The sequence below is a fragment of the Tabrizicola aquatica genome, from assembly GCF_002900975.1.
GTDB classification, from domain to species: Bacteria; Pseudomonadota; Alphaproteobacteria; order Rhodobacterales; family Rhodobacteraceae; genus Tabrizicola; species Tabrizicola aquatica.
In genome coordinates, this window is the sequence record NZ_PJON01000005.1 from 252,248 (window position 1) to 270,683 (window position 18,436).

The following is an 18,436-nucleotide window of genomic DNA, read 5'->3' on the forward strand; positions in this document are numbered from 1 at the left end:
GGCAGTTTAACCGCAGGCCATCCGCATAGCCATTTTTTTGAAAAGATTTTTCATTTACATGGGTTGCCTGAATAACGTATGAAAGTCATAAACTTGCAATTTTTCATCCTGCGAAGTGAAAATTCACCAGATCAAGGGCCAGCCCATGAAAACCCCTGTCGATGCCCCGCAAACCACCCGCCGCGCCCGGGGTCGGCCGCGCGACTGGGCGGATGATTCCGACCAGAACGTCATCAAGTCCCTCGACCGCGCGATGGAGGTGTTCGACTATCTCAGCCAGGGTGCCGGCAAGACCCTCTCGGCCCTGGCCGAAGAGACGGACCAATCCCCCGCCACGGTCTACCGCATCCTGACCACGTTGCAGGGCAAGGCGCTGGTGGAATTCGACCCGGCCGAGCAGTTGTGGCACATCGGCCCCCGCGCCTTCATCATCGGCGCGCGCTTTCTGCGCCGCACCAGCCTGGTCGAACGCGCCCGACCCATCCTGCGCCGCCTGATGGAGGAAACCGGCGAAACCGCGAACCTGGGGGTCGAGCGTGAGGGCGCGGTGCTGTTCCTTAGCCAGGTCGAGACCAACGCCAGCATCCGCGCCTTCTTTCCGCCGGGCACCCTGTCGCAGATGCATGCCTCGGGCATCGGCAAGGCGCTTCTGGCGCAGATGGAGGGCGACCGGCTGGACCGCTGGCTTGGTGCCCGCGTGCTGGAGGCGTTCACCGACCGCACGATCACCGACCCCACGGCCCTGAAGGCCGGCCTGACCCAGGTGCGCGACCAGGGCTTTGCGCTGGATGATGAAGAGCGCAACCCCGGCATGCGCTGCATCGCCGCCCCGGTCTTTGACGTGAACCGAGAGGCTGTGGCAGGCATCTCGGTCTCGGGGCCGACCAGCCGGATCAGCCTGCGCCAGTTGGACAACCTCTCACGCCCGGTCATGGCTGCCGCCGCAGCCCTGACACAGGCCATCGGCGGAGCGGACCCGACGTCGTCCGACGGGCGCGGGTAAGGCCCGCGCCAGGGACGCGCGCCAGAAGGCGGTCCCGCCAAGGGTTGGATTCCCGGCGCGGGACGTATAAGGGATCGTGCAGCGAACATGGACCTGGGTGTGATCCCCGGGTGGCTCTTCCGGCCGCCGATCCGCCGGACAACCTGAACCGACACCCGGATCAACTTTCGACGCGCGGCCATTTGGCCCGGGTCGATCAGGAAAATTCTTCATGATTTCACTCGATGCCTACCGCGCACAGTGGTTCGGCAACATCCGCGCCGATGTGCTGGCCGGGCTTGTCGTGGCGCTGGCGCTGATCCCCGAGGCGATTGCCTTTTCCATCATCGCAGGCGTGGACCCCAAGGTCGGGCTTTACGCTAGCTTCTCGATCGCCGTGCTGATCGCCTTTGTGGGCGGCAGGCCCGGCATGATCTCGGCCGCCACGGCTGCGACGGCGGTGCTGATGGTCACGCTGGTGCGCGACCACGGGCTGCAATACCTGCTGGCGGCCACGGTGCTGACCGGGGTGATCCAGATCGCCATGGGGCTGCTGAAGCTTGGCTTCGTGATGCGCTATGTTTCAAAGTCGGTGATGACCGGCTTTGTCAACGCCCTGGCGATCCTGATCTTCATGGCGCAATTGCCGGAACTGGACCCAAGGGCGGTCGGCTGGCTGACCTATGTCCTGGTCGCGGCCAGCCTGGCGATCATCTATCTTTTTCCCTACCTGACCAAGGCGGTCCCCTCGCCCCTGGTAACGATCCTGGTCCTGACCGCCTTGACGATGTACTTCGGCTGGGAGGTGCGCACCGTGGGCGATATGGGTGCACTGCCCGACACCTTGCCGGTCTTTCTGATCCCGGACATTCCCCTGACGCTGGAAACGCTTTGGATCATCCTGCCCTATTCGCTGGCCATCGCGGTGGTGGGACTTCTGGAAAGCCTGATGACCCAGAACCTGGTGGATGAGTTGACCGACACGAAGTCCGACCGCAATCAGGAATGCATCGGCCAGGGCATCGCCAATACCGCCACCGGCTTCATCGGGGGCATGGCAGGCTGCGCCATGATCGGGCAAAGCATGATCAACGTGAAATCCGGCGGGCGAGGGCGGCTGTCGGCCTTCACCGCCGGGGCCGTGCTGCTGATCCTTGTGGTCTTCCTTGGCGAATGGGTCGCGCAGATCCCGATGCCCGCGCTGGTGGCGATCATGATCATGGTCTCGGTCGGCACCTTTTCCTGGTCGTCAATCAAGAACCTGACCGTCCACCCGCGCTCGTCCTCCATGGTGATGGTCGCGACGGTGGTGACCGTGGTCTGGACCCACAACCTGGCCATCGGCGTGCTGGTGGGCGTGCTGCTGTCCGGCATCTTCTTCGCCGGCAAGATCGCGCAATTGTTCAAGGTCACCTCCAGCATCTCTGCCGACGGCCGGGTGCGGACCTATCTGGTGGAAGGCCAGCTGTTCTATGGCTCGGTCGAGGATTTCATGGACGCCTTCGATTTCCGCGAGGCGTTGGACCGCGTGGTGATCGACGTCAGCCGCGCGCATATCTGGGACATCTCCTCGGTGCAGGCGCTGGACATGGCAGTGCTGAAATTCCGCCGCGACGGGGCCGAGGTCGAGATTGTCGGCCTGAACGCAGCCTCTGAAACCATCGTCGACAAGCTTGCCATGCATGACAAGCCGGGCGCTGCGGACAAGCTGATGGCGCATTGAGGGGGGAGACAGAGATGACCGACCAACCACAGAAGATCGTCGCCCTTGTTGACGGCTCCGTATACTCGGCCAGCGTCTGCGACCATGCGGCCTGGATCGCCAGCCGCACCGGCGCGCCGGTCGAACTGCTGCACGTGCTTGGCCGAGACGAGGCGTCGGACACGCACGACCACTCCGGCGCGATCCGTCTGGGCGCGCGGACGGCGCTGCTGAAGGAACTGGCCGAACTGGACGCACAGCGCGCCAAGCTTCTTGGCCAGCGCGGTCGGGCGATCCTGGAAGATGCGGCAGCCCTGCTGGAAAAGGCCGGCGTGACCGGGATCACCACCCGCCTGCGCCATGGCGATCTTGTCGAGGCCGTTGCGGATGTCGAAGCCGATGCGGGCGTGATCCTGCTCGGCAAGCGGGGCGAGGCGGCGGATTTCGCCAGGGTGCACCTCGGCTCGAACCTGGAACGCATCATCCGCGCCAGTCACAAGCCGGTCTTTGTCGCGTCCCGTGCGTTCCGACCGATCCAGAAGGTTCTGGTTGCCCATGACGGCGGCGGCTCGGCTCGGAAGGCCGTCGATCACATCGCCCGCAGCCCGCTGTTCCGGGGCCTTGCGGTACAGGTCGTGACCGTGGGCCAGGCCACGGCCGAGGTCACGCAGGCCCTTTCCGACGCCAAGGCATTGCTCCTGTCTGCCGGGATCGCAGCGGATACCGCCGTCCTGCCCGGCCAACCCGAGACGGCGCTGGCCGGGCTGGTGGAGCAAGCGCCCTTCGACATGCTGGTCATGGGCGCCTACGGCCACAGCCGCATCCGCAGCCTGATCATCGGGTCCACGACAACGGCGATGATCCGGGCCTGCAAGGTGCCCGTCGTCCTGGTGCGCTAGGCCGGCTTTCCGGCCATGGCCGCGCTGCGGGCCGGCCAGCTTTGACGTCAGGGACGGGGCCGCTGGACCTGTCATCAAACCTTCATTGGACCACCGATTTCATTTCCTGTAATCGGGAATCATGGAACATAGCCGCGCCGCTCATGCCTTTTCCACGCTTGGCCACCCCGGCCGGCTGGCGGTCTTTCGCCTGCTGATGCGCTTTGCGCCGCAGGGCGTGCGCCCGACCGAAATCGCTGCGGCGCTTGGCCTGAAGCAGAACACCCTGTCGCACCATCTGGCGGACCTGACGGCCTCGGGCCTTGTCGGGGTCGATAGGCGGGGCCGGTCGCTTTACTACGCCGTCGATCTGGACGCGACCGAAGGGCTGATCGGCTATCTCGCCCTGGATATCGGCCGTGCCCGGCCCGATCTGCTTGCCCCCCTGCTTACCGTTCAGAAGGATCCCGCCCGCATGACTGCCCCGCATCGCGACACCGATTTCGACGTGCTGTTCATCTGCTCGGGCAACTCGGCCCGCTCGATCTTTGCCGAGGCGCTGCTGCGCGACCTGGGGCAGGGCAAGTTCCAGGCCTTCTCGGCCGGAACCCGTCCCAATACTGCACTCAATCCCTTTGCACTGGAAATCCTGCAACGCAACGGCCACGACATCTCTGGCCTGCGCGCCAAGCACATTGCCGAGTTCCAGCAGCCCGACTCCATTGCCATGGATTTCGTATTCACCGTCTGCGACACCGCCGCAGCCGAGGAATGTCCGCCCTGGCCCGGCCAGCCGATCACCGGCCACTGGGGCCTGCCCGACCCGGTCAAGGCCACCGGAACCGACGCGGAACGGGTGCTGGCCTTCGCCCAGACCTATGCCGCCCTGCGTCGCCGGATCATGGCTTTCGTCGAACTGCCGTTCGAAAGCCTGAACCGGATGTCCCTGCAATCCCGCGTCGATGCCATCGGCGCCGACAGCCCGGAAAAGGCTTGACCCACATGACCCGTATCGCCCTCAACGGCCTTGGCCGCATCGGAAAACTCGTCCTGCGCGACCTGATCGACAGCGGTGCGGGCGGCGAGGTCGTGCTGGTGAACGATCCCGCCGGCGATGCCGAACAGCACGCGCTGCTGATGGAGTTCGACAGCGTCCACGGCCGCTGGCGCACGCCGGTCGCGGCGGCGGATGGGGCGCTGGTCCTGAACGGCCGGTCCATCCGCCTGACGCATGAAAAGACCATCGAGGCGCTGCCCCTGGCAGAGTTGGGCGTCGATCTGGTCATCGACTGCACCGGCGTCTTCAAGACCGCCGCGAAGATCGCGCCCTACCACGCCGCTGGGGTCAAGAAGGTGGTCGTTTCGGCCCCGGTCAAGGACGGCGGCGCGCTGAACCTGGTCTACGGGGTGAACCATCACCTTTACGACGGCTCGCAAAACTTGGTCACCGCAGCCTCCTGCACCACCAACTGCCTCGCGCCGGTCGTCAAGGTGATCCATGAAAACCTGGGCATCCGCCACGGCTCGATCACCACGATCCACGACGTCACCAATACCCAGACCATCGTGGACCGCCCGGCCAAGGACATGCGCCGCGCCCGGTCGGCCCTGCTGAACCTGATTCCGACCACGACCGGATCGGCCACGGCGATCACCCTGATCTATCCCGAGTTGAAGGGCCGCCTTAACGGTCACGCGGTGCGCGTCCCGCTCCTGAACGCCTCGCTTACCGACTGCGTGTTCGAGGTCGAGCGCGCCACCACGGCCGAGGACGTGAACGCCCTTTTCGCAGCCGCTGCCGAAGGCCCGCTGAAAGGCATCCTTGGCTTCGAGACGCGGCCGCTGGTTTCCTCGGACTTTACCAACGATCCGCGATCCTCGATCGTCGATGGCCCGTCCACGATGGTCATCAACGGCACGCAGGTGAAGGTTTATGCCTGGTATGACAACGAATGGGGCTATGCCTGCCGGCTGGCCGATGTCGCGCGGATGGTCGCGGGATCGCTGTGACCGACGCCGCAAATCCCTTGCGCGCCTATGCTGCGGTGACGGCGGCCTATTGGGCCTTCATGCTGTCCGACGGCGCGCTGCGGATGCTGGTGCTGCTGCACTTCAACGCGCTGGGCTTCACGCCCGTCCAACTGGCCTGGCTGTTCCTGCTGTACGAGGTGGCGGGCATCGTCACCAACCTTGCGGCCGGCTGGCTGGCCGCGCGGTTTGGCCTGGCTGCGACGCTGTATGGCGGCCTTGCCTTGCAGATCGCCGCACTGGTGGCGCTGGCCCAACTTGATCCGGGGTGGAGTGTCGCTGCCTCGGTCGCCTTCGTGATGGCGGTTCAGGGCGTGTCGGGCGTGGCCAAGGATCTGGCCAAGATGTCGTCGAAATCGGCCGTGAAATTGCTGGCACCAAGCACGGAGGGCGGTCTGTTCCGCTGGGTGGCGCTGCTGACCGGGTCCAAGAACGCGGTGAAGGGGCTGGGCTTCTTTCTTGGCGCGGCGCTGCTTGCCTTTGCGGGGTTTCAGGCTGCGGTCTGGGGCATGGCGGGGGTGCTGGCGGTGATCCTGCTGGCGGTGGTCCTGTTCCTGCCCGCCGGCCTGCCGGGCCGGGTGAAGTCGGATGAAGCCTGGGGCGGCTGGCGCTCGCGCGATCCGCGCGTCAACCGGCTGTCGCTGGCGCGGATGTTTCTGTTCGGGGCGCGCGACGTGTGGTTCGTGGTCGGCATCCCGGTCTATTTCCAGTCCGTCCTGTCCGACGGCACCGCCGAAGGCCGGCGCGAGGCGTTCTTTCTGATCGGCAGTTTCCTGGCCCTGTGGATCATCGCCTATGGCGCGGTGCAGGCCCTTGCGCCGCGCCTGCTGGGGGCCCGAAGCCAGCCCGAAGCCGAGACGACCCGCAAGGCCATCCTCTGGGCCGGGCTTCTGGTGCCGATCCCCTTCCTGCTGGCCGTCGCGGCCTGGGCCGCAGACGGGCCGTCGCCCTGGCTGACAGCGACGCTGATCGGCGGCCTGCTCGTGTTCGGCTTTGTGTTCGCGGTCAATTCCTCGGTCCATTCCTATCTGATCCTGGCATTCGGATCGGCCGACCGGATCACGCGCGACATCGGGTTCTATTACATGGCCAATGCCGCCGGGCGCCTGATCGGCACGCTGCTCTCCGGTCTCAGCTACCAGATCGGTGGGCTGCCCCTGTGTCTGGCCGCTGCAGGCACCATGGCACTGGCAAGCTGGCTGTCGGCCCGGCGACTTGCGGTCCCCTAGCCAGACGCCCCCCGGATCAGTCCGTGACGATGGTGGCCAGGCGGAACGCCTCCAACTCTTCCGGCACCAGGACATAGATGTCGTCGGGCGGCGTCATCAACGCCTTGGCCATCAACAGCGGATCGATCCCCATCTCGTTCAGGTAGGTCATCACCTGCGCCTGGCCCGACTGGATGTCCGACACCAACAGGAAGGCAGGAAGATAGGTGTTCTCGCCGAAATAGTGCTGGTGGACCCCGACGGTCGCCCGGCGCGAGACTGTGCGCTCAGACCCGCCGGCCAGGATGTAGGGGCAGGCCGAGAAACAGAAGGCATTCGCCGAAACGGTCACCGGCAAACCGCCATCGCGCAGCATGCGGCCGATCTCCAGCGCCTCGTTCACCTCGCCGCCCGGCGAATTCAACAGGACCCCGGTCGTTTCCCGGGTCAAGGCATCCATCCACCGCGACAGCCGGGCCGCGTCACCACTTGCGATCGTCCCGTTCAGCAGGATGTTTCCCGCGCTTTCCCCGGTTTCGATCAGGCTGAACTCAAGTTGCGGGGGAACCCGCTGGTCCGGCGACAGATAGGGGTTCTGCGGCAGATCGAGCGGGGCGCGCCTGGGGTCAAAGCGCCGCGTCTGATCGCCGGGCCGGACCGGCTGGTCGATTGCAGGCGCCGTCGGCCCCCCGGCCGGCAGCAGGCCCAGGAACGACGCCGGCACGTCAGCGAGGACCACCAGACCCGCCAGGGCGCATTGCGCGACCAGCATCGCCTTCAGCACCCAAGGCGCATCCCAAGCCCGCTTGCGGCTGGCCAAGGGCACCGGCTCGCTCACTTGCGTGCTCCACGGTCCAGGGCTTCGACATTCCCGAAAGCCGTATCCCCGCCGATCTCTGGCAAGGCATCGCGGTCGTCCGACGTGGTCTCGGGCAACGCCTCTGCCCCGCGTGGCGTGCCACTGATCGCCTCGATGCTTCGCAGCGCGACGACCGCCTTGCGCAAGTCCCGCAGCGACATGGCTTCCTCGGGGTCGGCGGTGGCTCGGCCCTCGCGGATCGCCGATTGCGCGACCATCATCATGAAAACCAGAACGGCGGGCAGAAGATCGATGGCAATCGCACCCGCCCATGAGGGAACGAAATCGCCCGCATAACGCAGGACCGCATCCGCCGTGGAAATCGGTTGGTAGGTGGTCTCCTCGGCGGCCGGCAGGGCCATCACCGCCTGTGCGGCGCTGCGCAGGGATTCCGCCCGCTGGCCCAGGACCTGCAGCACGGACTCGATGGTTGTCTGCTGCGCGCCGCGGATCGCATCCGTCGACCCGTCAAGCTCGGGCAACACGACCGAGGCGGCCAGATCCTGCGCCGCCCGGTCCACGACCGGCGCCACAGACAACTGTCGCAGCCGGGCGATCAGACCGGCAAGCCGCACGGATTCCTCGGCAAAGATGACGGACCTTTCGGCGACAGGGCCGGTCGCGGCCGTCAGCTCGCGCATCCGCGACAGGATGGCGTTGCCTTCCGCGAAGGCGGCCTCGATCAGGGGGGCCTGCGCCTCGATCTGCGCCTCAAGCGCCGCCAACTCGTCGCCCTTCGAGGTCAGGACACGGAACACGGCCCCGCGCCCGGACGTGCCGGACAGGTTGCCGTCGGCCTCTTGCGTCGACAGATCGGCAAAGGCCTGGCGCGCGCGGGACACGTCAAGCTGCAACCCTTGGCCGGCGACCGCAACGCGGTTGGCCTGCTCCAGTTCCACCTGATAGTCGCGCACCGTAAGGGCCAGGTGCTGCTCCACCGCCGCGGACCCGGCCAGGGCCGCCGCGTTCAGCCACGAGGACATCGCAACGATCGCCAGGCTTCCGGCAACCATGGTCAACAGCATGCCGATCCGGGCGCTGGCGGTCCGCATGGCGGGCGTAAGGCGCAGCATGTAGCTCCAGAACACGAAGATCGCGACCGAGACCGCCAGCGAATAGGCCACGGCGGCAAAGAAGGTCAGGGCCCCGGAACCATCCAGCAGCGACCGCACGCCCAGATAGGTGTAGATCCCCGACGCGACCGCCAGCACCCCCAGTGCCATAGGGGCAAAGCTGTCCAGCGCGGTCAGATGGCCTTCGATCTCGCGGGCGTGCTGGTGTCCGTCACCCCGCGAAGAGTTGTGACCGTTGGCTTCGTTCATCCCGACCTCCAGCTGTGCAAGGTCAGGGTAGGCACCGCGGGAGTCCGATGACAGCAAAAACTCGGTCGAAGCCGCGCCGCTCTCGGAATTGTCAGATGGACCTCGGCCTTGCCGCCAAGCCAGTCAGGGGCCGCAGATCGTGATGCACGGCCAGCGTCCCAGGGTTGCAGAACGCAGCCGCCTGCAGCTTCCACTGCTTTGACATGCAATCAGTGGTTGCTCTCTTTCTGGAATGTATTAACCTCAGATGCTTGATTGCAGGTATTTTTTCCGGGGTTCCGCCATGAACGCACCTTTCATTCAGGGGACACGTGCGGGGCGATTGGCGACGGTTCTGGGGGCGGATACGCTGGTTCTGCTGCGGTTCGCGGGCAGCGACCGGCTGAGCGGGCTGTTCAGCTACGAGGTTGACTGCCTGTCCACAACGCCGGACATCGATTTCGACGCGCTCGTCGGCACACATGCGACGGTCACGCTGGTCACCCACCGGGGCGAGGACCGGCCCTTTGACGGCATCGTCACCGAAGCGCGCTGGCTGGGGGTGGGCGAGAACGGGCATCGCTACCGGCTGACGCTGCGGCCCTGGTTCTGGCTTGCCACGCGGCGGCGCAACCAGCGGATTTTCCACGACAAGACCGTCACCGAGATCCTGCAGGAACTGCTTGCCGCCTATGCCGGCGCCGGGCCGCTGGAGATCGCCACGACCACCGACTACCCAAAGCTTGAATACACGGTCCAGTACCGGGAAAGCGACTTTGCCTTCGCCTGCCGGATGATGGAGAGGTTCGGGTTAAGCTACCATTTCCAGCATGAGCCGGGCAGTCACAGGATGGTGGTGACCGATGCGGCGGACATCCATCCCACAATCGGCCCCCGGAAATTCCGCGGCTACGGCAGCCAGCACCATGCGGCCGAAGAGCATTTCCACGCCTGGGCCCCGGCGCGCCGGATCACCACCGGGGCGGTGCGGCTGACGGATTACAACTTCAAGGCGCCGAAGGCCGCGATGGAGGTCGACCGCACCGGCGATGCCGCCCACGCCGAGGGGCAGATCGAAAGCTTCGACTGGCCCGGCGACTACCTTGACCAGGGTCAAGGCAAATCCGTGGTGGCGCGCAGTCTGGCCCGCGAGCGCGGCCAGGACCAGAGGTATGAGGCGCTGGGCGATGCGATGTCGCTTGCCGCGGGCCTGAAGGTGACGCTGGACGGCGATCCGGTGCCCGGGACGGGGGCCGAGTTTCTGTGCCTCGTGGCCGAACACAGCTACACCTCCGACGCCTATGGCTCGGGCGAGGCGGCAGCGGAAGCGGACTACAACGGGCGCTATGTGCTGATGCCATCCGATGCCCCCTTGGCCCCGGAACGCAAGACCCCGCTCGCCGTGGTGCAGGGCCCGCAGACCGCGGTTGTCGTTGGCGAGGGCGAGATCGACTGCGACGACTACGGCCGGATCCTGGTGCGGTTCCACTGGGACCTCGCAGCCGCCCATTCGATGCGCTGCCGGGTTAGCCAGAACTGGGGCGGTGCGGGCTGGGGCGGCATGGTCATCCCCCGGATCGGGATGGAGGTGGTGGTCGAATTCCTGGAAGGCGACCCCGACAAGCCGCTGGTCACAGGATGTGTCTACAACGCCAAGCAGACCGTTCCGTATCCCTTGCCGGCAAACAAGACCGTATCGACGTTCAAGACCCAGACCCACCAGGCCGAGGGCTACAACGAGTTGCGCTTCGAGGACGAGGCGGGGCGCGAGGAGATCTTCCTGCACGCCCAGAAGGACCACAATACCAAGGTCGAGAACAACCAGACAGCCCGCGTCAATATCAACAAGGTCGAAAGCGTCGGTCACAGCAAGGCGAGCGAGATCGACAACTTTCACGACCATGTCGTCGGCGGTGACATGCGGGTCAGTGTCGGGCCAAGCCACAAGGGGAAGTTCACCCCCGGCGACGCGACCGAAAACGACCAGGGGATCGCGGCCGTTGCCGTGGGGCTTGGCGAACCCGGCGGCCAGGTCGGAAGCGGCGACATGGTGATCGAGATCGATCGCGACCTGTCTGAAACCGTCGGCCGCGATGTCCAGCAGCATGTCGATGGCAACAAGGCGGTGTTCATCGGCGGCAACGGTGGTCTGGTGCTGGGCGCCTTGGCCGGCCTAGTCACGGCTGGAAGTGCCTTCATGCGCAAGCACGGCAGTGCTGCCGGCGCTCCGGTCGGAAGCTTTGCTTCGGCCATGGGCGGGATGGTCGCGGCCGTCCCGGGCATGCAGGGGTTGTTCGGCAAGCTTCTGGGGGGCAGCGGGTCGCTGAATACGGTGATCGAGAAGTTCCGCTCCGACACCATCGGCATCGCCCGAACCGAGCAGATCGGCCTCTACAAGAACACCGTCGTCGGCCATACCCAAAGCCTGTCGGTGGGCAAGAAGCACGTTGCGGTCATTGGCGAGGATTATGACCTTGAGGCCAAGGCCTCGATCTTCACGCGCACCAGGAAGCATACGGAAATGGCCACCGAGAAGATCGTGATCGGAGGGCCCGGGGGAACGATCATCATCGACGCCAGCGGCGTCACGATCAAGGCCAGGGCGATCCGGCTGAAGGCGCCGGCGATCGACATGACCAGTGGCTCTCCGAACGAGGCGCAGCTGGCCTCGGACAAGCCATACAATCAGGATTGCAGCAAATGACGCGGCTCCAGCGCCACAGTCTGGCCGTGCCCTCGGCCGAGGCCCTGCCGCGCCCCGGCCCAGAGCTGTCGGTCTATCTTTTGTTCGATGCCGCGCGCGTGCCCAATGCGGCGCATCTTCTGGACGCCTACCGTGTGCAGCACAGCTGCCTCTTCCGTGGCCAGCCGGGCGAGGATCTGGCAGACGTGGCCCCCTGGCTTGTGGCGCTGGAAGGCGCCTCGCCGCAGGCACAGGATTTCATCTGGCAGGTGCTGGCCGACGGCCACGGCCTGCTTTTGCACGCGCCCGCCGGGATCGATCCGGTGCGGCGGCATCTGAAAAAGTTCTTGCGTGGCCGCATCGACGGGCGGGAGGTTTATGTGAAGTTCTACACTGCGCGCAATTTCGACTACATGCTGCAGACCGATCCGGCCCTGCCGGGGCTGTTCTCCTTGGTCGAAACGGCGATCTTCGCAGAAGGCGGTTTTGACAGCACCTTTGTTGCCGTCACCGCAAAGGCGGCCTGACCGTGGTCGAGACCCCTCAGCATGTGCCCAATGCGGGAAAATCGCTGCGCAAGACCCTGCGCGAATGCACCGGCAACATCTGCCAGTGTCTTGCCGACAAGATCAACGAATTGGTCAACCGCAGCAAGGCGCCCGGCGCGGGCGGCACGCGCGGGCTGGTCGAACGCTTTGCCCAGCAGGTGGCCCCAGGGGCGCAAGGTCCGGGAACCACCGGCTGGATCAACCACGAGAACGAGATTCGCACGCAACAGGATACGCTCCAACAGCATCTTGACGAGCATGACGGTCGCGGCTGTCCGCCGGGTGGGCTGCCCGCCGGCGCGCGCTCCTGGGCTAACAAGCCGGTCCCGTCGCCGGCGGATTGGCAGGCCAACAATCCGGTGGCCACGCCCTACACCGGCGTCACCGGCAGCGCCGCTGGCGACGTCGCGGCGGGCGCGGCAACTGTCGGACTTGGTTATCTGCTCTACCGCGGCATCCGCATGTTGCCGTCGCTGGCCCCACCCCTATGGTGGTCGATCCCCGGCAACTTGGCGGTGCCATGACATGAACCAAGGAACAGACTCAGCATGATCTACGAAGAGCACAACCGCCCCGGTGAGGCGATCCTGCCCATGGCGCAGGATGCGGCCCTGCCGTTTTACGGGGATGTCGGCCTGACCGATGACCCGGAAGACGCCGGCCGCTTCCAGGCGGTTTTCAAGGCGGCGATCCTTGGCAGCAATTTCGGCCATCCCCAAGCCGCGTGGGAGACTATTCAAGGGCTTGCGCCACAGATGCTGTCGCGCGACCGATCGATGGTGCTGCTGAAATGGATCCACGACGCCTATACCTATCATCCGGCCAACCCGAACATGTACTGGGCCTCGATCCTGTTGCGCTATGCCAATGCGCCAGGCGGTTGGCCAGACGTCGGTCAGACCATCGAAGAGCAGCGCCAGTTCGACGAATTCGCGGCCTTCTTCCTGCGGGAATGGGATCGCGATGGCTTCAACGCGCGGCTGGAGGCCGAGCAGAGCAAGCCCCCGACCGACTGGGACCGTCAGGTCCACATGCGCTATGGGCTGGTGCCGCTGGATGACGACGGGAAGGATTCCCTGCCGTTCCTTTATCGGATCTACCAGGGCGCCGCACTGCGCCGGGCCATCCGGGACTTCAACTTTCCTGCACGCCCGGGTTTCCCGCACGCCAAGATGCGCGCGGCGGCCCAACTGGCCGCAGACGAGGCGTGGATGCCGCCAGGCGTCCCGCTTGGCCGGATCACGGACGTCGTCTAGGATGGCACCTTTGGATCCGCGCATCACGCATTGGGGCGAAGCGGCGATGCTGTTCAGCCTGGACCTCGCGTTGCCGGTGACACCCGTCATCTTCGGTGGTCGGGTCGATCCGCTGTCGCTGCGCGACGCCTTTCGCCACGCCGTGGTCCAGAACCGCAAGGCGGCGGCCGCCGGCATGGGACCGCAATTCCTGCGCGACCTTCTGGCCTGGGCGGCGAACGGTGCGCCCTGGCTGGCCGAGGTGACCGAGTTCGTCGACACGGCGCTGGTGACCGTGTCGATGCCGCAAAGCGCAGCGCGTTTGCCGTTGGGGTTCCTTACCCAGGACGAGAAGAACCGCCAGGTGACGCAGCTTCTTCCGGCCGACCGTCGTGTCCCAGACCTGCGGCAGCGGGTTCTGTCGCTGTTGCCCCCAGCAAGCTATGCCGCGCTTTTCGCTGCGGCGGACGCGGCCGATACCCGGCTGGCGACGGGTCAGTTGACCGACTGGGATCGTCAGATGCTGACGCGCAATGCGGCGGTGATCAGCCCGCAGGACCCGCTGCGAAACCTGCTTCACTCCGCCGACCTTCGGCTGCGTGAGCAGGCACTGAAAGATGCGATGGCCGATCTGGATGACGACACCCGCGCCCGGATCGTCCAGGTCAACCGGATGGCCGCATGATGGATCGCGATCCCCTGACAGACCTGTCGCGCCGACGCCTGATCGACCTCGCACGGCAAGTCGTTGCAGCCCATCCCGCCCATTATGGTGCTGCCCCCTTGCCCTATGTGGCGCTGCAATTGCGGGAATTCCAGAAATTCTGCGAGGATGCCGGCATTACCGATCCCGCCGATACCGAACGGATCCTGCTCGCCGTGTTCCGGCCGGCGCCACAGGCGCTTTCGTCGGCGCAGACCGAATATGTCATGCATCTTATCACGGCCGACGACGCCAATCCCGCGCGCCGCGCCCTTGCCGTCAGTCGCTATCTTGCCCCCGAAGGAGGCTGAACCATGAGCAAACCCGTCAGCTTGCTTGGTCAAGCCCATGTCTGCCCGATGGTGGACCCAGGCCCGAAACCGCATATCGGTGGCCCCGTCGTCTCGCCCGGCCAAAGCTTCGTACGCTACAACGGCATCCCGGTCGCGGTCGAGGGTGGCCAATGCCTCTGCACCGGAATGCCGGGGCAGGACGGATTGGCCAAGGGGTCATCGATCGTGCGGATCAACGGCAAGGGCCTGATGCGGATCGGGGATGCGACGTCGCACGGCGGCAAGCTGGTTGCGGGCGTTCCCGGGCTGACCGCCGACTGACCGTCTTGAACCGCCACAGGCGAAGCGCCCCTTGCCCAATCCCGCGCGGCCAGCACGTGTCCGCGCCGTGCCGATCAAGATCTCCGCCAATTGAACCAGCCGCAACCGGATGGTGGCCATCCGTGTCTGCGCCTTTCCGCATCCCAGCATGCAGTCAAGACCGGGGGCCTGGCGCGGCGTGATCTGGAAGCGGACAGCATTGTTGATCCGATCCAGCCCGACCGCGCCAAAGCCTTAGTCGCTGACGGCCGACGTCGGCCTGTCGTTCCGCAAGCTAGAACTGCGTGCTGAACGACAGTGTCAAGCCATAGTCGCGATAATCGGGCGTGCCGATACCGTCGACAAAGGTCATCACGTCAAAGACCGACCGCCCGGTGCTGTGACGCAAACCGGCCTTCAGCTTCCCGCGCCAGCCCTGGAAGGCGGGCTCGATCAGCGCCGCCGCACCAGATCCGGCGCTGTCGGTGTAGACCGCCGAAAGCCCCGCCATCGGCTCCAGCACGCCATTGCCCGCGGCAAGCGTCCAGTTCAGGTCAAGGCCCAGAGCGACCTGGGATTGTTCGACGGTCTGCCCGGCGATCGTGTTGCCCAACCCGTCGACATAGGACTCTTGCCTGTCGCTGACATAGGATCCGTCGACAAAGGGCAGGACCCTGGTTGTCCCCAGCATCATCTCGCCCTGCAGCTTGAACTGGGCAAGCAGTCGTTCGCTGTCAAAGCTGTCGGCGGGAAGCCCGAACTGCTCCACCGCGTTGCTGGTCTTTCCCCACAGGACCCGCCCCTCATAGAACAGCGGGTGGTCCTGGACCTGTCCGGCCACATAGGGGCCGATCAGCCAGCCCGTTCCTTCGACCGTGCGACCCGGTTCGGACAGCACCATCTGGTCAAGCTCCAGCATGATGCCAAGGATCGCCCGTTCGCTCAGCCAGGCATGGGTCCCGACGGCACCAAGGACATAGCGCGTGTCAGCATCGCCGTTTTCGCCCCACTGGCCGGTAATGCTGGCCCAGACGGGATGACCGGGTTCGGTCGCATAGGTGAAACCCTTGGACGAGACGGCAACTTGTGGCCCGCCGACCGACTGCAGCAGCCGGATCAGGCCGGGCTGCGCGCCAACCAGGGCATTCGCCCGCTGCTGCAGATAGGTTGCAATGGCCGCCTCGGTTTCGCTGACGGCACCCGGCCCGGCTTCCAGCGTGTTCGACGCCAGGTTGCCGTTTGCCGCGACGTCGATGGCGCTGTCCGCCGGCAGGAAGACGCTCAGCGTGCCGCCCCCCGTCGCCGTGATCGTCAGCACATAGCTTGACCCGCTGCCGCTGATCGCCGTGGCCGTCCCGTTGGCAATGGCGAAGTCGTCCGCAGCAAGTCCCGTCACATCCTCCGAGAACAGGACATCCACCTGCACCACTGCCCCCGGCAGGACCGAGGACGGAAGTCCGGCCAGCGTCACAGTCGGTGCGGTCAGGTCAACCGGCGCGGTCACGGTGATCGTGACGTCGTCGGCCAGACTGTCCTGGACGCCGTCGTTGACCACCAGGCTGAAGGTCAGCACCGCATCCGGTGCGTTGAATGGCAAGCTTGGCGCGGTGAACGTCGGTTGGGCCAAAGTCGAACCGGTCAAGCTCACCCCCGGCCCGCCGGTTTGCGACCAGGTATAGGCCAGCGTCTGGCCCTCCGGGTCGGTCGATCCCGTCCCGTCCAGCGTCACCCCAGCCCCCGAGGCGACCGTCTGGTCAGCCCCCGCGTTGGCCGTGGGCACCTGATTCACGGCCGGGTTCACGGTGATCGTTACGCTGTCCGCGACGCTGTTCTGGACCCCGTCATTGACAACCAGGTCGAAGGTCAGGATGGCCGGCGCGGCGTTGAAGGCCACGGTCGGTGCGCTGAACGTCGGCTGCGCGGCGGTGGTGCTGGAAAGGTCCACTGCCGGCCCGCCGCTTTGCGACCAGGTATAGGACAGCGTCTGGTTCTCCGGGTCGGTCGACCCGGTCCCGTCCAGCGTCACCCCGGCCCCCGAGGCCACCGTCTGGTCGGCCCCCGCGTTGGCCGTGGGCACCTGGTTCACGGCAGGGTTGACGGTAATCGTCACGCTGTCCGCGACGCTGCTCAGGAAGCCGTCATCGGCGACCAGTTCGAAGGTCAGGACGACCGGCGCGGCATTGAAGGCCACGGTCGGCGCGGTGAACGTCGGCTGGGGGGCAACGGGGCTGGAAAGGACCACTGCCGGCCCGCCGGTTTGCGACCAGATGAAGGCCATCGCCTGGCCCTCCTGGTCGGTCGACCCCCTCGCGTCCAGTGTCACCCCGGCGCCCGAGGCCACCGTCTGGTCAGCCCCCGCATTGGCGGTCGGCGGCTGGTTCACGGCCGGGCTGACGGTGATCACCACGCTGTCCGCGACGCTGTTCTGGACCCCGTCATTGACGATCAGACTGAAGGTCAGGACGACCGGCGCGGCGTTGAAGGCCACGGTCGGTGCGCTGAACGTCGGCTGCGCGGCGGTGGTGCTGGAAAGGACCACCCCCGGCCCGCCGGTTTGCGACCAGGTATAGGACAGCGTCTGGCCCTCCGGGTCGGTCGACCCGGTCCCGTCCAGCGTCACCCCGGCCCCCGAGGCCACCGTCTGGTCAGCCCCCGCGTTGCTGTTGGGTGCCTGATTGTTGGTCACTGCAAGGGTGAAGGCTTCGACTTCGAAATATCTGCCCGGCCCCGTGCTGGCATCGGTCACCCGGATGGTCACCGGGAAGGAACTGCCAGGATCCGAGGTCGTGCCGCTGAGAAGGCCGCCCGAAGACAGAGTTATTCCCGCAGGCAGGGCGCCCGTTTCAATCTGGAACTCATAAGGAGCAACCCCTCCGATTACCGCCAGTTGCTGGCTGAACGGCTGGCCGCGCGACGCGGTTCCACTTCCCGCAAGCAGTGCGAGAGTTGGGTTCTGAACCGATCCGGTATAGCCCTTGTCGACCGAGATGCCGTTGGCATCCGTGGACCTGACCGCGAAGGAATAGGCTCCACGCTCGGTCGGTGTGCCGCTCAGCACGCCACCCTGGCTTAGCGACGTGCCGGCGGGAACGGTCCCGGCCGCCACCGCGTAGGTGTAGCTTCCCGTTCCGCCGGTCGAAGTCAGCGTCTGGGAAAACGGCGTGCCGGCCTGCAATGTCGGCAAAGCCCCGGGCGCTACCGTGATCGGCGAGGCCGAGGCGGTGATCGTGATGGTGAACAGCACGTCGTCGTTTCCCGTGCCGTCGGCCCCGGTCAACTCGAACACGTCGGTGCCGCCAATTCCGGTCGATCCGTTATGGCTGTAGTCCAGAAACCATTCGTCGCCCGTGCGCCGCGTGGTCGCCGTGCCATGGTCCTCGAAATCCGCAGGGCCGGTGCTGCCGCCGTCAATGACGCCAATGCCGATGAAGCCGATGTTGGACGCGCAATCGGTGATGTTGATCGTCACGGTCCCCCCGCTGCTGACCGTGGCCGTTTGCGGAGGACATTCCGTTGACAGGTGCTGCGCTGCGGCCGGCAGGGCAAAGAAGGACGCCAACAAGATCAATGTGACCGCAAGCACGGGCTTTAGAATTCTTGCGAAAGGTCTTGTCAGTCTGGACACGATTTCTTCTCCTGGTCTTTGGCCTGCAGCAGCGTGATAGTTGCAGCGCGACGTGCGGCAGCATTGTGCAGTTTTTCTGCGCCCGTGAAAG

At 65.8% G+C, this 18,436-nt stretch carries 16 protein-coding genes and 1 other annotated feature; of the genes, 13 read left to right on the forward strand and 3 right to left on the reverse strand.

What is annotated here, in order from left to right; all coding sequences use genetic code 11:
* Positions 1–145: 145 nt before the first annotated feature.
* From bhcR to arsJ, 6 genes are all read left to right on the forward strand, one after another.
* Positions 146–1,003, forward strand: coding sequence for an HTH-type transcriptional regulator BhcR (gene bhcR / locus CXR42_RS17510; RefSeq protein ID WP_103258929.1), 858 nt, complete (start codon positions 146–148; stop codon positions 1,001–1,003).
* An 86-nt stretch (positions 1,004–1,089) separates the two neighbouring features.
* Positions 1,090–1,147: a sequence feature (sul1 is cis-regulatory element that is thought to sense ions involved in sulfur or methionine metabolism; They are found in Alphaproteobacteria), on the forward strand.
* A gap of 67 nt (positions 1,148–1,214) precedes the next feature.
* Positions 1,215–2,705 carry a SulP family inorganic anion transporter gene (locus CXR42_RS17515; protein WP_103258876.1) on the forward strand — a complete coding sequence of 497 codons (1,491 nt, stop codon included), beginning with the start codon at positions 1,215–1,217 and terminating at the stop codon, positions 2,703–2,705.
* Between the two features lie 14 nt (positions 2,706–2,719).
* Positions 2,720–3,583 carry a universal stress protein gene (locus CXR42_RS17520; protein WP_103258877.1) on the forward strand — a complete coding sequence of 288 codons (864 nt, stop codon included), beginning with the start codon at positions 2,720–2,722 and terminating at the stop codon, positions 3,581–3,583.
* A 121-nt stretch (positions 3,584–3,704) separates the two neighbouring features.
* Entirely contained in the window at positions 3,705–4,559 is an 855-nt protein-coding gene (locus CXR42_RS17525; RefSeq protein ID WP_103258878.1) for a metalloregulator ArsR/SmtB family transcription factor, read from the forward strand.
* Positions 4,560–4,564: 5 nt separating this feature from the next.
* A complete protein-coding gene (locus tag CXR42_RS17530) occupies positions 4,565–5,572 on the forward strand; it encodes an ArsJ-associated glyceraldehyde-3-phosphate dehydrogenase (protein WP_103258879.1) in 1,008 nt (335 codons plus the stop codon).
* Positions 5,569–6,819, forward strand: coding sequence for an organoarsenical effux MFS transporter ArsJ (gene arsJ / locus CXR42_RS17535; protein ID WP_281256781.1), 1,251 nt, complete (start codon positions 5,569–5,571; stop codon positions 6,817–6,819). The genes CXR42_RS17530 and arsJ overlap by 4 nt, the downstream gene beginning before the upstream one ends.
* Before the next feature lie 16 nt (positions 6,820–6,835).
* On the opposite strand, the gene CXR42_RS17540 is transcribed toward arsJ, so the two are convergent.
* Both CXR42_RS17540 and CXR42_RS17545 read right to left on the reverse strand, forming a co-directional pair.
* The gene (locus tag CXR42_RS17540) at positions 6,836–7,636 is read right to left on the reverse strand and encodes a COG3904 family protein (RefSeq protein ID WP_245875482.1); all 801 of its coding nucleotides are present in this window, start codon (positions 7,634–7,636) and stop codon (positions 6,836–6,838) included.
* Complete coding sequence (locus tag CXR42_RS17545; RefSeq protein ID WP_180996101.1) at positions 7,633–8,979, reverse strand: hypothetical protein; 1,347 nt, start codon at positions 8,977–8,979, stop codon at positions 7,633–7,635. Before CXR42_RS17545 ends, CXR42_RS17540 begins: the two co-directional genes overlap by 4 nt.
* A gap of 283 nt (positions 8,980–9,262) precedes the next feature.
* On the opposite strand from CXR42_RS17545, the gene CXR42_RS17550 reads away from it, so the two are divergent.
* Genes CXR42_RS17550 through CXR42_RS17580 form a run of 7 tightly spaced genes read left to right on the forward strand, consistent with a single transcriptional unit; the run spans position 9,263 to position 14,741 of the window.
* Positions 9,263–11,662: a type VI secretion system Vgr family protein gene (locus tag CXR42_RS17550; RefSeq protein ID WP_103258931.1), complete on the forward strand. Its 2,400-nt coding sequence runs from the start codon at positions 9,263–9,265 to the stop codon at positions 11,660–11,662.
* Positions 11,659–12,168 (forward strand): DUF4123 domain-containing protein, encoded by a 510-nt coding sequence (locus CXR42_RS17555; protein ID WP_103258881.1) that lies wholly within the window; start codon positions 11,659–11,661, stop codon positions 12,166–12,168. Before CXR42_RS17550 ends, CXR42_RS17555 begins: the two co-directional genes overlap by 4 nt.
* A 2-nt stretch (positions 12,169–12,170) precedes the next feature.
* On the forward strand, positions 12,171–12,713 hold the full coding sequence (locus CXR42_RS19665) for a hypothetical protein (protein ID WP_219727964.1): 543 nt from the start codon (positions 12,171–12,173) through the stop codon (positions 12,711–12,713).
* Positions 12,714–12,737: 24 nt separating this feature from the next.
* On the forward strand, positions 12,738–13,445 hold the full coding sequence (locus CXR42_RS17565) for a hypothetical protein (RefSeq protein WP_103258882.1): 708 nt from the start codon (positions 12,738–12,740) through the stop codon (positions 13,443–13,445).
* A gap of 10 nt (positions 13,446–13,455) precedes the next feature.
* Positions 13,456–14,109, forward strand: a complete 654-nt coding sequence (locus tag CXR42_RS17570) for a hypothetical protein (protein WP_146038100.1) — start codon at positions 13,456–13,458, stop codon at positions 14,107–14,109.
* Positions 14,106–14,438, forward strand: a complete 333-nt coding sequence (locus tag CXR42_RS17575; RefSeq protein ID WP_103258884.1) for a hypothetical protein — start codon at positions 14,106–14,108, stop codon at positions 14,436–14,438. Before CXR42_RS17570 ends, CXR42_RS17575 begins: the two co-directional genes overlap by 4 nt.
* A 3-nt stretch (positions 14,439–14,441) precedes the next feature.
* The gene (locus CXR42_RS17580) at positions 14,442–14,741 is read left to right on the forward strand and encodes a PAAR domain-containing protein (protein ID WP_103258885.1); all 300 of its coding nucleotides are present in this window, start codon (positions 14,442–14,444) and stop codon (positions 14,739–14,741) included.
* Positions 14,742–15,015: 274 nt separating this feature from the next.
* Here the strand turns inward: CXR42_RS17580 and CXR42_RS17585 are convergent, their stop codons facing one another.
* Positions 15,016–18,189, reverse strand: coding sequence for a PKD domain-containing protein (locus CXR42_RS17585; RefSeq protein ID WP_146038102.1), 3,174 nt, complete (start codon positions 18,187–18,189; stop codon positions 15,016–15,018).
* Positions 18,190–18,436 lie beyond the last annotated feature (247 nt).

Coding starts and splice junctions, on each gene's coding strand:
- bhcR (WP_103258929.1), top strand. CDS start 146: ATGAAAACCCCTGTCGATGCCCCGCAAACCACCCGCCGCGCCCGGGGT.
- CXR42_RS17525 (WP_103258878.1), top strand. CDS start 3,705: ATGGAACATAGCCGCGCCGCTCATGCCTTTTCCACGCTTGGCCACCCC.
- CXR42_RS17550 (WP_103258931.1), top strand. CDS start 9,263: ATGAACGCACCTTTCATTCAGGGGACACGTGCGGGGCGATTGGCGACG.
- CXR42_RS17580 (WP_103258885.1), top strand. CDS start 14,442: ATGAGCAAACCCGTCAGCTTGCTTGGTCAAGCCCATGTCTGCCCGATG.
- CXR42_RS17530 (WP_103258879.1), top strand. CDS start 4,565: ATGACCCGTATCGCCCTCAACGGCCTTGGCCGCATCGGAAAACTCGTC.
- CXR42_RS17575 (WP_103258884.1), top strand. CDS start 14,106: ATGATGGATCGCGATCCCCTGACAGACCTGTCGCGCCGACGCCTGATC.
- CXR42_RS17545 (WP_180996101.1), bottom strand. CDS start 8,979: ATGAACGAAGCCAACGGTCACAACTCTTCGCGGGGTGACGGACACCAG.
- CXR42_RS17520 (WP_103258877.1), top strand. CDS start 2,720: ATGACCGACCAACCACAGAAGATCGTCGCCCTTGTTGACGGCTCCGTA.
- CXR42_RS17555 (WP_103258881.1), top strand. CDS start 11,659: ATGACGCGGCTCCAGCGCCACAGTCTGGCCGTGCCCTCGGCCGAGGCC.
- CXR42_RS17515 (WP_103258876.1), top strand. CDS start 1,215: ATGATTTCACTCGATGCCTACCGCGCACAGTGGTTCGGCAACATCCGC.
- CXR42_RS17565 (WP_103258882.1), top strand. CDS start 12,738: ATGATCTACGAAGAGCACAACCGCCCCGGTGAGGCGATCCTGCCCATG.